General features: G+C 72.8%; 12 protein-coding genes. 7 read left to right on the plus strand and 5 right to left on the minus strand.

The window, feature by feature from the left end:
* Window positions 1-4: 4 nt before the first annotated feature.
* The gene (locus ABD331_RS22720; protein WP_344477927.1) at window positions 5-478 is read right to left on the minus strand and encodes a hypothetical protein; all 474 of its coding nucleotides are present in this window, start codon (window positions 476-478) and stop codon (window positions 5-7) included.
* A 129-nt stretch (window positions 479-607) separates the two neighbouring features.
* Between ABD331_RS22720 and ABD331_RS22725 the strand changes: the two genes are divergently transcribed.
* The gene (locus ABD331_RS22725) at window positions 608-1,147 is read left to right on the plus strand and encodes an MFS transporter (RefSeq protein WP_344477929.1); all 540 of its coding nucleotides are present in this window, start codon (window positions 608-610) and stop codon (window positions 1,145-1,147) included.
* A gap of 48 nt (window positions 1,148-1,195) precedes the next feature.
* Window positions 1,196-1,936, plus strand: coding sequence for a YcnI family copper-binding membrane protein (locus tag ABD331_RS22730; RefSeq protein WP_344477932.1), 741 nt, complete (start codon window positions 1,196-1,198; stop codon window positions 1,934-1,936).
* A gap of 465 nt (window positions 1,937-2,401) precedes the next feature.
* On the opposite strand, the gene ABD331_RS22735 is transcribed toward ABD331_RS22730, so the two are convergent.
* The 3 genes from ABD331_RS22735 to ABD331_RS22745 are packed head-to-tail and all read right to left on the minus strand — an operon-like array spanning window position 2,402 to window position 5,569.
* Window positions 2,402-3,448, minus strand: a complete 1,047-nt coding sequence (locus ABD331_RS22735) for an ABC transporter permease (RefSeq protein ID WP_344477934.1) — start codon at window positions 3,446-3,448, stop codon at window positions 2,402-2,404.
* Window positions 3,435-4,415, minus strand: coding sequence for an ABC transporter ATP-binding protein (locus ABD331_RS22740; RefSeq protein WP_344477936.1), 981 nt, complete (start codon window positions 4,413-4,415; stop codon window positions 3,435-3,437). The genes ABD331_RS22735 and ABD331_RS22740 overlap by 14 nt, the downstream gene beginning before the upstream one ends.
* Window positions 4,412-5,569, minus strand: coding sequence for a LolA family protein (locus ABD331_RS22745; protein ID WP_344477938.1), 1,158 nt, complete (start codon window positions 5,567-5,569; stop codon window positions 4,412-4,414). Before ABD331_RS22745 ends, ABD331_RS22740 begins: the two co-directional genes overlap by 4 nt.
* 127 nt (window positions 5,570-5,696) lie before the next feature.
* On the opposite strand from ABD331_RS22745, the gene ABD331_RS22750 reads away from it, so the two are divergent.
* The 3 genes from ABD331_RS22750 (at window position 5,697) to ABD331_RS22760 (ending at window position 9,070) form a co-directional block, all read left to right on the plus strand.
* Window positions 5,697-6,371, plus strand: coding sequence for a response regulator transcription factor (locus ABD331_RS22750; protein ID WP_148442855.1), 675 nt, complete (start codon window positions 5,697-5,699; stop codon window positions 6,369-6,371).
* The gene (locus tag ABD331_RS22755; RefSeq protein WP_344477946.1) at window positions 6,364-7,710 is read left to right on the plus strand and encodes a sensor histidine kinase; all 1,347 of its coding nucleotides are present in this window, start codon (window positions 6,364-6,366) and stop codon (window positions 7,708-7,710) included. Before ABD331_RS22750 ends, ABD331_RS22755 begins: the two co-directional genes overlap by 8 nt.
* A 178-nt stretch (window positions 7,711-7,888) precedes the next feature.
* On the plus strand, window positions 7,889-9,070 hold the full coding sequence (locus ABD331_RS22760; RefSeq protein ID WP_344477948.1) for a ScyD/ScyE family protein: 1,182 nt from the start codon (window positions 7,889-7,891) through the stop codon (window positions 9,068-9,070).
* A 120-nt stretch (window positions 9,071-9,190) separates the two neighbouring features.
* On the opposite strand, the gene ABD331_RS22765 is transcribed toward ABD331_RS22760, so the two are convergent.
* Window positions 9,191-10,060 carry a LysR family transcriptional regulator gene (locus ABD331_RS22765; protein ID WP_344477950.1) on the minus strand — a complete coding sequence of 290 codons (870 nt, stop codon included), beginning with the start codon at window positions 10,058-10,060 and terminating at the stop codon, window positions 9,191-9,193.
* Between the two features lie 625 nt (window positions 10,061-10,685).
* On the opposite strand from ABD331_RS22765, the gene ABD331_RS22770 reads away from it, so the two are divergent.
* Both ABD331_RS22770 and ABD331_RS22775 read left to right on the plus strand, forming a co-directional pair.
* Window positions 10,686-11,708: a neutral zinc metallopeptidase gene (locus ABD331_RS22770; RefSeq protein ID WP_344477952.1), complete on the plus strand. Its 1,023-nt coding sequence runs from the start codon at window positions 10,686-10,688 to the stop codon at window positions 11,706-11,708.
* 374 nt (window positions 11,709-12,082) lie between these two features.
* Entirely contained in the window at window positions 12,083-14,062 is a 1,980-nt protein-coding gene (locus ABD331_RS22775) for an LCP family protein (protein WP_344477954.1), read from the plus strand.
* Window positions 14,063-14,178 lie beyond the last annotated feature (116 nt).

Genomic DNA, 14,178 nt, shown 5'->3' on the forward strand with positions numbered 1-14,178 from the left:
AGGGTCAGTAGTAGCTGCCCTCGGGGGTGCTCTCGTAGTCCTCGTCGAGCTCGTCGTCGCGGCGCGACCACCGCGAGGGCATCAGGACGGGGATGAACAGGGCCACGCCCAGCAGCGCGAGCACGCCGGTCGTGAGGAGCGCCTTGGCGCCCAGCCCGGCTTCACGGACGATCTGGTTGACCGACGGCTCGGTCGGGACGAAGGACAGCGCCCGGTTCATGTCGAGCGCGTAGACGACCGTCCAGGCGAGCAGCACCAGGGACGGCACGAAAGTCGCCAGCGGGGAGATCCGGCCGGCCATAACCAGGCCCACGACGAGCCCTACCGCGGCCATCGCGCCGAGCGCGATCCACATTTTCTGGCTGTCGGGCGGGTTCGCCGCGGCGGTCCCGACGGCCTGCTGCACCGCCCATCCGCCGCCTAACAGCACGGCCGCCGTCACCACCAGGCCGATCAGCAAACCACCTAAGTGCCGCAACGTTCTCACCTCTATGTCAGCGCGATCGGCACGACCCTAGCGACAAATGCCATTTTCGGACCAGGCATTGACCAGCTTGGGACTCGAGGTCTCATCCTCCCCTGCCCCGTGAGAGCATGGGGCACACCCATGCGCGCGCGACTCCCCCTCCGGTTGGCGCGGACGGCCGCCTTCGCCGCCGTCTGCGTGACGCTGGCCGCGCTCGCCCACGTCCTCGGCGGCGGCGCCGCCCCCGCCCCGCAGGCAGCCGCACTCGGGCTCGCGGGCGTCTCCGCGCTCGGGCTGGCGCTGTGCGGCAGGGAACGATCGGCGGGCACGATCAGCCTGGCCCTGGTCGGGGCCCAGGTCGGCCTGCACGAGCTGTTCGCCGGCGAGGGCGCCTCCTACGTCTCGGTGCACGCGCACGCGCAGGGCGGGCTGGCCGTCAACGCCGGCATGCTGCTCACGCACCTCACCGCCACGGTCATCACCGGCCTGTGGCTCTCACGCGGCGAGGCCGCGCTCTGGTCGCTGCTGCGCCGCGCCGGCCGCCGCCTCCTCGTCCTGCTCCCCCCGGCCGCCGCGCCCGTGTCGCGGCCCTGCGCGCCGGTCGTCCGCACCAGGATGGTGCCGCCGCAGCCGGGTTTCCGGCACAGCGTGGCCAGGCGTGGTCCTCCACTTCCCGCCTGACCTTCTGACACCCCTTCTTCATCCCCCATCACCAAGTGGAGCTTCGAGATGTCCTTCTTCCGCCGTGCCACCGTCGTGCTCGCCGCGACCACCGCGCTCACCGCCGGGCTCGCCCTGCCCGCCCTCGCCCACGTCACCATCCAGCCCGGCACCGCCGAGCAGGGCGGGTTCACCAAGGTCGCGTTCCGGGTGCCGAACGAGCGCGACAACGCCTCGACCACCAAGATCGAGGTCTCCTTCCCCACCGACCACCCGCTGGCCTTCGTCTCCGTCAAGCCCGTGCCCGGCTGGAAGGTCAAGGTCACCGAGAGCAAGCTGCCCACCCCCGTCAAGACCGAGTACGGCGACCTCGAGGAGGCCGTCACCAAGGTCGTCTGGGAGGGCGGCAAGATCAACCCCGGGGAGTTCCAGGAGTTCGAGGTGTCCATGGGGCAACTGCCCGAGGACGTGGACTCGCTGATGTTCCCGACCAAGCAGACCTACTCCGGGGGCGAGGTCGTCGACTGGTCCGAGGCGCCCAAGGCCGACGGCACGGAGGCCGAGCACCCTGCGCCGGTGCTCAAGCTGGTGCCCGCCGCCGAGGACGCCGACGGCGGCCACGCCACCGCGTCGGCCGGCACGAGCACCCTTTCGGCCACCGCCCCGCCGTCCGTCACCCCGGTGGCTGCTGCCTCCTCCTCGTCCTCGTCGGACGGCACGGCGCGGCTGCTGGGCGCGGCCGGGCTGGTGGTCGGGGTCATCGGCGTCGTGATCGGCGTCCTCGGCCTGCGCCGCCGCCCGTCCGCCTGACGACACCCGCCCCTCAGGCGCGCGGTTCATGTGACCTGCGCGCCTGACGGCGCCCGCCCCCCGGCCCGCTCAGCCCGCGCCACCGTCCGCGCGCCTGTGGCGCTCCCGCCCTCAGGCCCGATGGCTCGGCCACCGCCCACGCGTCTGCGGGCGCTCGGCCGTCTGCGGGCGCTCCGCCTCCAGGCCCGTTCGACCGCCTGACGGCGCTCCGCCCCAGGCGCGCTCAGCCCGCGCCGCCGCCCTCAGGCACGATGGCTCGGCCACCGCCCACGCGTCTGCGGGCGCTCGGCCGTCTGCGGGCGCTCCGCCTCCAGGCCCGCTCGGCCGCCTGACGGCGCTCCGCCCCCCGGCCCGCTCAGCCCGCGCCGCCGCCCGCGTGCCGGAGGGTGCTTCCGCCTTCAGGGGTGTCCGGCCGGCGCTGGGCTCGCCTCCCGCCGGCCGTGCCCCGACCCCCCGGCGGGGGCGTCAGGAGGTGATGTCCTTGCCGGAGAAGCGGGCCCAGGCGATCGACCCGAACAGCACGATGTAGGCCCCGAACGTCAGCAGCCCGTCCCTGAGCGCCGCCACGTCGATCGGGCTGCGCAGCACCGCGTCGAAGCTGGTGAACCGGGTCGGCAGCAGGTACGGCACGATCGAGCTCAGCTCGGGGATGGCCCGCAGCACCTGGCAGACGATGACCAGCACCATGGTGCCCGCGATGGCCCCGATCGGCACCTCGGTGAACACCGACAGCGTCAGCGCGACCGCGGCCAGCGCCGCCATGCCCGCGCCGACGTACCCGACGGAGATGGCGATCCGCAGCAGCCCGTCGGCCAGCGGGACGGTGGTGCCCGACAGCAGCGTCACGTCGCCCGCCGGGAACAGCACCAGGCCCGTGACCAGCGCCGACAGTGCCACGACCGCCGTCACCGCGTAGGCGTAGACGGCCGCGTTGAGGTACTTGACCGCCAGCAGCCTGGTGCGGCCCGCGGGCGCGGCGAGCAGGTAGCGGAGTGTGCCGCCGCCGGCCTCCCCCGCGATCGAGTCGCCCGCCACCACGGCCACGGCCACCGGCATCAGCAGCAGCACCAGGAACGAGAACGAGACGAACGTCAGCATGACGCTGTTGCCCGCCACGTCCTGGACGAGCCCGCTCATGTCGTCGTCCGCCGAGCCGAACATGCGCAGCGCGACGCCGACGACGACCGGCACGACGGCCAGCACGGCGAGCATGGCGAGGTTGCGCGGGCGGCGGAAGGTCAGGCCCAGCTCGGAGCGGAGCAACCGCCAGAACGCCCACGTCGGCCGCGCCGCCGGCTCGGGCGGGGCGGCGGGCCGCGGCTCCGGTTCGTGGCGCTCGGTGGTGCGCATGGTCTCCGTCACCGGCACGAGCCCAGGCGTGCGCCGCGGGCCGGACGTGGTCGCCTGCGCCGTCGCCGCCGTGGTCGCCGCCGCAGTCGGCCCCGCGGTCGCCCCCGCGGCTGTCCCCGAGGCTGTCAGCGTGCTCGCCCCCGGGTTCTCACCCGTCGACATCGAAGCCCTCCCCTGTCAGTCCCACGAACACGTCCTCCAGGCTCGGCCGCACCACGGCCAGCCCCCGCACGGCCACGCCCTCGCCCACGAGCGCGGCGTTGACCTGCTCGGGCGCGTGCCCGCCCAGCTCGGCGGTGACGGCGCGGCCCTCGGCGGCAACGTCGGCCAGGCCGAGCCCGGTCAGCACCCGCGCGGCGTCGTCCGGGTCGGGCGTCTCCACCCTGATGCGGGTGACGAGGCCGCCGCTGAGCGAGGCGATGGTGCCCTGCGCGACGAGCTTGCCGGTCCGCATGATCGCGGCGTGCGTGCACATCTGCTCGACCTCGGCCAGCAGGTGTGAGGAGACGAAGACGGTGGTGCCCTCGGCCGCGATCTCCTTGACGAGCGTACGGACCTCGCGGGTGCCCTGCGGGTCGAGGCCGTTGGTCGGCTCGTCCAGCACGAGCAGTTCGCGCGGCCCGAGCAGCGCGGCCGCGATGGCCAGGCGCTGGCGCATGCCGAGCGAGTAGTTGCGGTAGCGCTTGCCTGCGGCGGCCGACAGGCCGACCCGCTCCAGCGCGTCGGCGATGCGCCGCTTGGCGGTGCCGCCGTGCGCGGTCGGGTCGGCGGCGTCGAAGCGCGCCAGGTTGGCGGTGCCCGACAGGTACGGGTAGAACGCCGGCCCCTCGACCAGCGCCCCCACCTTGGGCAGGGCCTGCGCCTGCGGCAGCCCGAGCACCGAGTACTCGCCCTGCGTGGGCGCGACCAGGCCGAGCAGCATGCGGATCGTGGTCGTCTTGCCCGAGCCGTTGGGCCCGAGGAAGCCGAACACCGAGCCGCGCGGCACGGTCAGGTCCAGCGCGTCCACGGCGACCTGGCCGCCCTTGAATCGCTTGGTCAGGCCTCGGGTGAGGATCGCCGCGTCCTGGTGCCCGGAGGGCGGGGCCGCCCCGAAGGGCGCCCCCGCTTCCTGCGTGACGGTGGTCACTTGGTGCCCGCCGCCTTGGTGATCGCCTCCGGCGTGACCGCGCCGACCAGGAGCCGGCCGTCGTCGGTGAGCAGGGCGGTGACGAGCTTGGTCCTGACCAGCCTGCCCGAGCCCCACGTGCCGCTCACCGGGGTGGCGCTCTTGAGCACGTTGTCGACCAGCGCGGCCGGGTCGCTGCCGGACCGCTTCTCGCCGCTTTCTGACTGCTGGGCCGCCGTCAGGTCCGACAGCGAGAACGGCATGACCGCGACGGCCGACCAGCCCTCGCCGACGACCTTCAGGTCGCCCGCGACCTCCCTGGCGTGCTCGGCGCGCTCCTCCGCCCTGGCGCCGACCTCGCTGTCGGGGCCGAGCGTCCGCTCCTCCACCTTGGCGCCCGCGGGCGGGGTGAAGGCGAAGTTCTCCGCCGCCGGCGGCGTGAACGTCACCTGGGTGAACCCGACCTGGTACGCCGGCTCGGCCGAGCCCTTGGCGTACACCTGGACCTGGAGCGGGACGTACGTCTCGCCGTCGAGGGCGAACCGGATCTCCTGCACCAGGGAGCTCTCCTCCTTGGGCGCCAGCACGAGCTGGTAGACCGGGCGGCCCGCCACCTCCGCCGTGTTGATCACCCGGACGGTGGAGTGCTTGTCGGCGTCCGCCAGCAGCCGCTCGGCGAGCTGCTGCGGCGTCAGCTCGGTCTCCCTCGGCAGCGGCGTGGTGTGCGCCGCCGTCGGGGTGCCCGGCTTGATGGTCAGCTTGGTGGCGGTGTTGGTGGCGCTGTCCCAGTACCAGGCCTGGCCGCCGTTGACGATCAGGTTGGTCTCGTTGAGCTGGGTCGGCATGGCCACGCGGAGCTTGTCGGCCGCCCCGTACCAGACCTTCACCTCGTGCGAGCCGGACAGCAGGCTGAGCGGCGAGGCCGGGCCGCCGGTCTGCGGCAGGGCCGGCAGGCCGAGCGAGGCCGTCTGCTGCACTGTCCCGGACATCGGCGGGACCCCGCCCGCCTTGCCGGTGGCCGCCGCGGCGTCGGCGAGCAGTTGCTCGGCCGAACGCTCGGGCAGCACGGGGTCGCCGCTCACCGCGGCGATGACGGGGCCGGCGCCGATCGCGGCTCCGATCACGGCAGCCGCCGCGATCGGGACTCCCCACCTCACGAACGTGCCTCTGCGCATTTCACTCCTTAACGGTATGTCGATGCTCAGAGCCTGCGTCATGGTTCCTGTGGCAACCCTGAGACAGTCTGAGATGACTCTCAGGCTTCTCAGCGTTGTCTCAGCGCGAGAACGGGAGAATTGCCGTATGAGAGTACTTGTCGTCGAGGATGAGCGGCGGATGGCGGCGGCGCTGCAGCGTGGGCTGCAGGCGGAGGGGTTCGCCGTGGATCTCGCGCACGACGGCGAGGAGGGGCTGCACGCCGCCAGGCAGGGCGACTACGACGTCGTGGTGCTCGACATCATGCTGCCCAGGCTGTCCGGCTACAACGTGTGCAAGCAGTTGCGGGCCGAGGAGAACTGGGTGCCGATCCTGATGCTCTCCGCCAAGGACGGCGAGTACGACATGGCCGACGGGCTCGACCTGGGAGCCGACGACTACCTGACCAAGCCGTTCTCGTACGTGGTGCTGGTGGCCAGGCTGCGGGCGCTGATGCGGCGCGACGCGGGGCGGCGGCCGTCGGTGCTGCTGGCGGGCGACCTGTCGCTGGACCCGGCCAGGCGCAGGGTGGAGCGCGGGCAGAGCCAGGTCGAGCTGACGCCCAGGGAGTTCGCGCTGCTGGAGTACCTGATGCGGCGGCGCGACGAGGTGGTGTCGAAGTCGGAGATCCTGGAGCACGTGTGGGACACCTTCGACACCGACCCGAACGTCGTCGAGGTGTACGTCGGCTACCTGCGCCGCAAGATCGACGCCCCGTTCGGCAGGAACGCCCTGCAGACCGTGCGCGGCGCCGGCTACCGGCTGGCGGGCGACGGTGGCTGAGTCGCCGCTGGTCTGGTGGCGGCGGCAGGGCCTGCGCTTCCGGCTCACCGCGGCCGCCGCCGCGGTGCTCGCGGCGGCGCTGGCGCTCTCGGCCGCGGTGCTGGTGACCGTGCTCGAACGGGCCCTCATGGACACCGTGGACGACTCCACCACGGCGCAGGCCCAGGCGGTGCGGGTCGCCGCCGACGCCGGCACGCTGACCAGCCCGATCTCCACCCACGACGGCACCATCGTGCAGGTCATCGACGCGCGCGGGCGGATCACGCACGTCACCTACGGCGCCGACCGGCTGGTGCCCATGCTGGACGCCAAGGCCAGGGCGCGGGTCCTGGCCGGCGGGCAGGCGACGCTGCTGGACGGGCGGCCGTACGCGATCCCCGGGTTCCTTCGGGTCGTGGTGCTCAGCGCGGACCACGGGCAGACGGTCGTGGCGGCCCGGCCCATCAGCGAGATCCAGACGAGCCTGGCCACGGCCGGGCGGGTGCTGCTGATCGGCACGCCCGCGCTGGTCGTGCTGCTGGGGGTGGCGAGCTGGCTGATGATCGGCCGTACCCTGCACCCGATCGCGGCGCTGCGCAGGGGCGCGGCCGACATCACCCACACCGCCAGGTCCCGCCGCCTGCCCGTGCCGCAGTCGCGCGACGAGGTGCACTCCCTGGCCACCACCCTGAACGACATGCTGGCCCGGCTGGAGGAGGCCGAGCAGCGCCAGCGCGCCCTCGTCTCCGACGCCGCGCACGAGCTGCGCAGCCCGCTGGCCAGCATCCGGCTGCAGCTCGAAGTGGCGCTCGGGCACCCCGACGGGCAGGACTGGCAGGAGACCGCCGAAGGCGTCCTGGAGGACACCATGCGGCTGTCCAGGCTGGCCGAGGACCTGCTCGCGCTGGCCAGACTGGACGAGCGGGGCGGCGTGCCCGCGCGGCGCGAGCCCGTCGAGCTCGACGAGGTGGTGCGGCAGGTCGTCGACCGGTACGCCGAGGCGCGGCTGACGATGTGCGACCCGGTCGTGGTGCGGGGCGACGCGCTCGACCTGAGCCGGGTGCTGACGAACCTGATGGACAACGCGGTGCGGCACACGGCTTCCAAGGTCGAGGTGGCGTTGACGGGTGACGGGGTGCTGACCGTCACCGACGACGGGCCCGGGATTCCTGAGCAGGATCGGGAGCGGGTGTTCAACCGGTTCACCCGGCTGGACTCCGGGCGGAGCCGGGACGAGGGGGGTGCGGGGCTGGGGCTGGCCATCGTGCGGGAGACCGTGCGGGCGCACGGGGGGACCGTGGTGCTGGAGGACGCGGAGCCTGGCCTGCGCGCCGTCGTCCGGCTTCCGGTGGCCGTCTGAGCCCGGCGCGCTCGCGCCAACGCCCTTCCCGAGCGCGCCGTCTTCTGGTGGCCCGCCTGATCTCGGCCCGCAGCCGTCCGCCTGCGGTGCGTGGCCGAGTCGCGTGTCCCCAGACCATTCCTGTCACCTTGGGGACAGGACCCTGGTCACCGGCCGCCCGCCGTGTTACGCACGGGGCATGCGTGCAGCACGCGGGCGGCCCTCCCGCCGCGTCATCCCGGCCGCCGCCTTCGCGGCGGGCCTCGCGTTCTCCGTGGCCGCCACGCCCCCGGCCGCGCCGGCGGCGAGCCGCACGCCGCAGACCGCCCTGGCGACGGGCCACACGGCCGCTCAGACCCGGGCCCCGTCCATGACGGTGATCGCCTCGGGCCTGGACAACCCCCGGGGTCTGAACTTCGGCCCCGACGGCGTCCTGTACGTGGCCGAGGCGGGCAGAGGCGGCCCCGGCCCGTGCATCGTCGGCGCCCAGAACCAGACGTTCTGCCTGGGCCCCACAGGCGCCGTGACGGCCGTCTCGAAGGGCGGCCAGCGCCGGGTGGTGACCGGCCTGCCGTCCCTCGGCACGCCGAACCTCAGCGAGGTGCTCGGGGCCCACGACGTGGCAGCGACGCACGGCGGGCTCCTCATCCCGGTCGGGCTGGGCACCGACCCGGCCAGGCGCGCGCAGCTCGGCCGGGCTGGGGCAGCCATCGCCACGCTGGTCAAGGCGTCGGGCAAACGGTGGAGGAGCGTGGCCGACCTCGGCGCGTACGAGGCCGCCAACGACCCCGACCAGGGCCAGCCGGGCACCGGCCCGGACAGCCAGCCGTACGCGGTGCTGCCGCACGGCTCGGGCGCGCTGGTCGTGGACGCGGGCGCCAACGACCTGCTGCGCGTGGGCCCGGGAGGCCGGATCTCGACGGTCGCCGTGTTCGACGTCCGTCTCGTGCCCGGCCCCGGCGGCGGCGAGGTCCCGATGCATCCAGTGCCCACGAGTGTGGCCCGCGGCCCCGACGGGGCCCTGTACGTGGGCCAGCTCACCGGCTTCCCCTTCCCCGTGGGAGGAGCAAGCGTGTGGCGCCTGGCGCCGGGTGAGCCGCCGGCGGTGTACGCCTCCGGCTTCACCAACATCGTGGACATCACCTTCGACCGGCGCGGCCGGCTGCTGGTGCTGGAGATCGCCGCCAACGGGCTGCTGTCGGGCGACCCGGCCGGGGCGTTGCACCGCGTCGAGCGCGACGGCACCAGGACGCTCATCGCCGGGGAGGGCCTGTTCACGCCCACGGGTGTGGCGGCGGGGCCGGACGGCGCGTACTACGTGTCCAACAGGGGGACGCTGGCGGGGTCCGGGGAGGTGCTGCGTATCTCGGGTCAGCAGTGATCGGACGGTTGTCCGGCGGCCATCAGGGGCGCGGCGCCGATGCCGGGCCCCACGTGGCTGCTGCTGTCCGCGTGCTCCATCAGGTGACGCGAGACAGGAAATGGATCGTTCCCAAAGGATTCAGGCGGCGGTTCCCTTCTCCGCGGTGGCCAGGAAGTCCTGGGCGATCAGCGGCAGTCGGCGGCGGGCGTGCACGACGGCGATGACGCGTCGTACCGCGGGTTCGAGCGAGCGCACCACGAGGCCCGCGCGTCCGGCCTGTTCGGCCATGCCGCGGTACCACAGCAGCGACGCCTGCCCGGCGCGGACGGCGTTGAGCCAGCCGTTGCGTTCGTCGGTCTCGAGCACGACCACCGGGGTGACCGCGTACTTGCCGAACATCGCGTCGAGCTCCCTGCGCCGCATGCTGCCGCGGGCGGGAAGCGCCAGGCGCATGCCGTGCAGCTTGCCCATCGGCACCGGGTTGGGCAGTTCGAGCCCTGGCGGGGAGATCAGGACGATCTCCTGCCGTTCGAGGGGGTGGGTGATGAGATCGGTGGGCACGGGCAGGTCCGTGAGGCCGAGGTCGGCCCGCTGGTCCCTGATGGCGCTGACGACGCCGTCTCTGCCGTCGCAGCGCACGATGTGCACACGTACGCCTGGATGCTCGGCCGCGTAGGCGGGCAGCAGCCGCCCTGCGAGACCTGGCTCAAGGCTGGGGGTGGACGCGATGCGGAGCTCCGCGTCGGTGGGAGTGGTCTGGTTGGCCAGGCCCTCGATCTCGTGTACGGCGTCGAGTGCCTCCCTCGCCAGCTTGACCACCCGGCGTCCCTGCGCGGTGACGACCACCCCGCGTCCGGAACGCGCGAACAGTGTCATGCCGAGCTCGCGCTCGAGGTCGCGGATCGCGCGCGAGAGCGCAGGTTGCGCGATGTAGAGCGACCTGGCCGCGTCGGTCATGGTGCGGTGCTCCGCAGTCGCGACCACATAGCGGAGCTGCTGGAGATTCATGCAAAAGAAGCTAGGACAACGCCCCCCGCCCGGACCGGGAGATAGCGGAGATCACCTCGAATGATTTCGGACTGTAACCGAGCACTGCTACATCCGTGACGGGTGATAAATCAGTATGCTTTTGCCCCAAATTTGGCAAGGGTCCGACTAGTCGTACGGCAAATGCCTGCATTTCGGACGACGGGGTGAACGGGGAGACACGGTGACAGGGAACGGGCAATATCCACCCCCGCCACAGGGGCCACAGCAGCCCCAGCGGCCTCCCTCGTTGCCCTGGCCGCCGCCCGGACACCGGCAGCCGCAACCCCCTCCGGGACAGCGGCAGCCGCAGCCGCAGGGCGGGGCGTACCCGCCGCCGCCCCCGCCTCCCGCGCCGCCGCAGGGGAACCCGTACCAGCAGCAGCCGACCCGTCCGCAGGGCCAGCCGTACCCGCAGCCTCCGTACGGGCAGCCGCAGTACGGGCAGCCCCAATACGGTCAGCAGCCTTACGGGCAGCCTCCGCAGGGGCAGCCGCCCTTTGGCCAGCCACCGTACCGGCAGCCCGCGCCCCCTCCCCCGCCGCCGCCACCCCCGCCCATGCCGCCGCAGCAGTGGCACCGGCCGCCGCAGCCCAGGAAGTCGGGGATGAGCGCCCTCGGCGTGCTCGGCGCCGTGTTCGGGTCGCTGGCGGCACTGTTCGTGCTGATCGTCATCGGCGCGGTGATGATCTCCGCCTCGTCCAGCTCCGAGACCTCGACGCCGGTGGCGGTCCCGACGTACGACCCGTCCGAGGAGCCGTCCTACGACCCCTCGGCCCGGCCCAGCAACGATGACGACGAGCCCGAGCCGACGCGCAGCCAGGAGCCGCAGCCGACCCCGTCCGAGGACGACGACGAGCCGTCGACCACCGTCACGCCGCCCGCCCAGGTGACGGTCAACACGAGCCTGAAGAACAACAGCGTCTACCGCGCGGGCGTGCTGCCGAGGCTGAACTGCCCGGCGGGCAACGCCAGCATCTTCAGCCACAGCCAGCTCAAGTCGCTGATCATCAAGACGGGCGCGTGCATGGACCGGGCCTGGAAGCCGGTGCTGGAGAAGCAGGGCTTCGAGTTCAGCCCGCCCAGGTACGCCATCGCGGCCCAGGGCGGCCGTGGCGCCTGCGGCGACTACCCGTCGCCGGGCAGCACCGTGCCGTACTACTGCCCGCAGAACAACACCATCTACGCCTCCACCTCGGCCATGGCCAGGGGACGCGGCAACGCCGCCGGCTACGGCCAGATCATCTCCTGGCACGGCGGCATCATCGGCATGATGGCCCACGAGTACGGCCACCACGTCCAGAACCTCACGGGGCTGATGAACTCCTGGTGGTCGGCGACGCTCGACTCCAGCAGCCAGAGCGGCAAGCTGGCGCTCAGCCGGCGGCTGGAGCTGCAGGCCAACTGCTTCGGGGCCATGTGGATGCGGTCGGTCGCGTCGTCGTACCCGGTGAACACGGCCAACCGCAGCCGGCTGTTCTGGTTCTTCAGTCAGGTGGGCGACCATCCTGGTTATCCGCGCGACCACGGCAAGCCGGTGAACAGCGGGCGGTGGTTCCGGCAGGGGTGGGAGAGGAACAAGGCATACCAGTGCAATACGTGGATGGCGCCGTCTTCTACGGTCTCTTGATGGACCAGTGGCGTTCATCTCAGGTTGGGCACATGTCTCTGATGTCCAGGTATGGGGACTAGAATCCTGGCAATCTTGTGCCGATCGGGGGGCAAAACGAGGGTTTTGCCTGGTAGGCGTGTAAGGAGCCAGGTGTGAGTAATCGCGATGGGGTAGATCCCGCGCCGGAAGGCAGGAAACGACGCCCCACGCGACGATCCCGGACCAATTCCGGCGCCGGCTCCCAGCCCGGCCCGGGGCCTGACGCCCGAGGCTCCGGCGCCCGCGGGCCCCACGCGAGCGGCGCCCCGGGTGCCGGCGTCCCAGGCTCTGGCGCCCCAGGCTCCGGCGCTCGGGGTGCTGGCGCTCCGGGCTCCGGCGCTCCCGGCCCTCGCGTGAGCGGAGCGTCGGCGGCCGAGGTCCCTGCCCCCGGGAAGCTCGTCGCCGGCCGCCCCGCCGACCCCGGCGCGCCGAACGCCTCAGGCACGCCCGGCGACTCCGGCGACGCCAGCCGCTCCGGAGTCACCCGAGCTTCCGGCGCCTCCCGCGACTCCGGCCATGCCGGCAACGCGAGCCGGTCCGCCGATACCCGCGCTTCCGGCACCCCCCGCCGCCCCAGCGACTCCGGCCGCCCCGAAAACTCCGGGCGCGCCGGCGGCTCCGGCGGTTCAGACCGGCCCGGCGGCGCTGGCGGTTCAGGACGCTCTGGCGGCTCCGGCCGTCCCGGAAACTCCGGGCGCGCCGGCGACTCCGGCGGTTCAGGCGACTCCGGAGGTTCAGGCCGCCCCCGCGGCGCTGGCGGTTCAGGCGGCTCCGGCAGCGCTGGGCCTGGCCGCTCCGGCGACTCCGGTGGACCGGGCAAGCCTGGCAAGCCCAGCAGGCCCGGCAAAGGCCGTCCCGGTTCGAAGGCGCCGCGTTTCGCCAAGCCGCTGACCCCCGGTGCCGTCCTGGGCTGGACGGCCCTGTCCGCCATCGTGCCCGGCGCCGCGCACCTGCGGGCCGGGCACCGCCGTACCGGCCTGGTGCTGATCAGCGTCTACGCGGTGCTGCTGCTGGCCGCCCTGGCCTTGGGCCTGAGCGTGGCGGGGAACCTGGCGAACGCGTCCTGGCTGGCCAACAGCAGCAACATGATGCTGGTGGTGGTGATCGCCTCGGTGCTGGCGCTGGCCTGGTTCGCGATCCTGACGACGTCGTACGTGGCGCTGGGCCCTAACAAGCTGAACCAGCAGGGCCAGATCCTCACCGGCATCGTGGTGGGCGTGTTGTGCGTGGCGGTCATGTCGCCGTTCGCCCTGACCGCGAACTACGTCGTGACCGCCCGCGACGCGATCAAGTCGATCTTCCCCTCGGCGCCCGACCCCGAGGACCCGCAGGTGACGCACAACCCCGAGGACCCCTGGAACGGGAAGGACCGCGTCAATTTCCTCCTGATCGGGGGCGACGCGGCCGGCAACAGGACCGGCGTCCGCACCGACAGCATGAACGTGGCCAGCGTGGACCTGAAGACCGGCACCACGGTCCTGTTCAGCCTGCCGCGCAACCTGCAGCACGTGCGCTTCCCGACGTCCTCGCCGCTGCACAAGCAGTTCCCGAACGGGTTCATGGCGGAGCTGCCGAACGGCGGCCTGCTGAACGAGGTCTGGCAGTACGCCAACGACAACCCGCAGCTCATGGGCGGCAAGAACAGGGGCCCGCGCGCGCTGATGGACGCCATCGGCTACACGCTCGGCCTGCACATCGACTACTACATGCTGATGAACATGTACGGCTTCGCCGACCTGGTGGACGCCATCGGCGGCCTCAGGATCAAGGTGGAGCAGGACGTCAAGTGGGGTGGCCTCTACGGCACCGCCGGCACCATCAAGGCGGGCTACCGGAAGCTGACGGGCGAGCAGGCCCTGTGGTACGGCCGTTCGCGCGTCGGCAGCGACGACTTCTCCCGCATGTCCCGCCAGCGCTGCGTCATCGGCGCGTTCGCCCAGCAGGCGACCCCGACGGTGATCCTGAGCAGGTTCGAGCGGATCGCGGGCGCGGCCAAGCGGCTGGCGCAGACGAACATCCCGGAGAGCCTGCTGCAGCCGCTGGTGGAGCTGGCGGTCAAGGTCAAGGACGCCAAGATCACCAGCCTCCAGTTCGTGCCGCCGGAGTTCTACTCGGGCCGCCCCGACTGGGCGAAGATCCGTACGGCCACGAAGAAGGCCATCAACGACTCGCTCAGGCCCGCCCGCCGCGCCCAGACGGCCAACGTGAGCGCCTCGCCCAGCGTGACCGGCTCCACGCCCGCCAAGCCCCGCACGGCCACGCCCACGCAGACGCCCACCCGCAACAGCCAGAAGTCCGGCGCCCAGTCCCTCGACGAGCTCTGCGGCCTCTGACAGACCTCAGCCGAACGGCCCCCGCACCGTGAGGCTGGCGCGCTACCGCAACCGCTCGACGGGCACGGCCGGCGCCGGCCCGGGCAGCCGGACGACCTCCGCCGGCGCGGCCCGCC

The organism is Nonomuraea monospora (assembly GCF_039531895.1).
Taxonomy (GTDB): domain Bacteria; phylum Actinomycetota; class Actinomycetes; order Streptosporangiales; family Streptosporangiaceae; genus Nonomuraea; species Nonomuraea monospora.

Coding starts and splice junctions, on each gene's coding strand:
- ABD331_RS22725 (WP_344477929.1), top strand. CDS start 608: ATGCGCGCGCGACTCCCCCTCCGGTTGGCGCGGACGGCCGCCTTCGCC.
- ABD331_RS22730 (WP_344477932.1), top strand. CDS start 1,196: ATGTCCTTCTTCCGCCGTGCCACCGTCGTGCTCGCCGCGACCACCGCG.
- ABD331_RS22735 (WP_344477934.1), bottom strand. CDS start 3,448: ATGTCGACGGGTGAGAACCCGGGGGCGAGCACGCTGACAGCCTCGGGG.
- ABD331_RS22745 (WP_344477938.1), bottom strand. CDS start 5,569: ATGCGCAGAGGCACGTTCGTGAGGTGGGGAGTCCCGATCGCGGCGGCT.
- ABD331_RS22750 (WP_148442855.1), top strand. CDS start 5,697: ATGAGAGTACTTGTCGTCGAGGATGAGCGGCGGATGGCGGCGGCGCTG.
- ABD331_RS22760 (WP_344477948.1), top strand. CDS start 7,889: ATGCGTGCAGCACGCGGGCGGCCCTCCCGCCGCGTCATCCCGGCCGCC.
- ABD331_RS22765 (WP_344477950.1), bottom strand. CDS start 10,060: ATGAATCTCCAGCAGCTCCGCTATGTGGTCGCGACTGCGGAGCACCGC.
- ABD331_RS22770 (WP_344477952.1), top strand. CDS start 10,686: ATGAGCGCCCTCGGCGTGCTCGGCGCCGTGTTCGGGTCGCTGGCGGCA.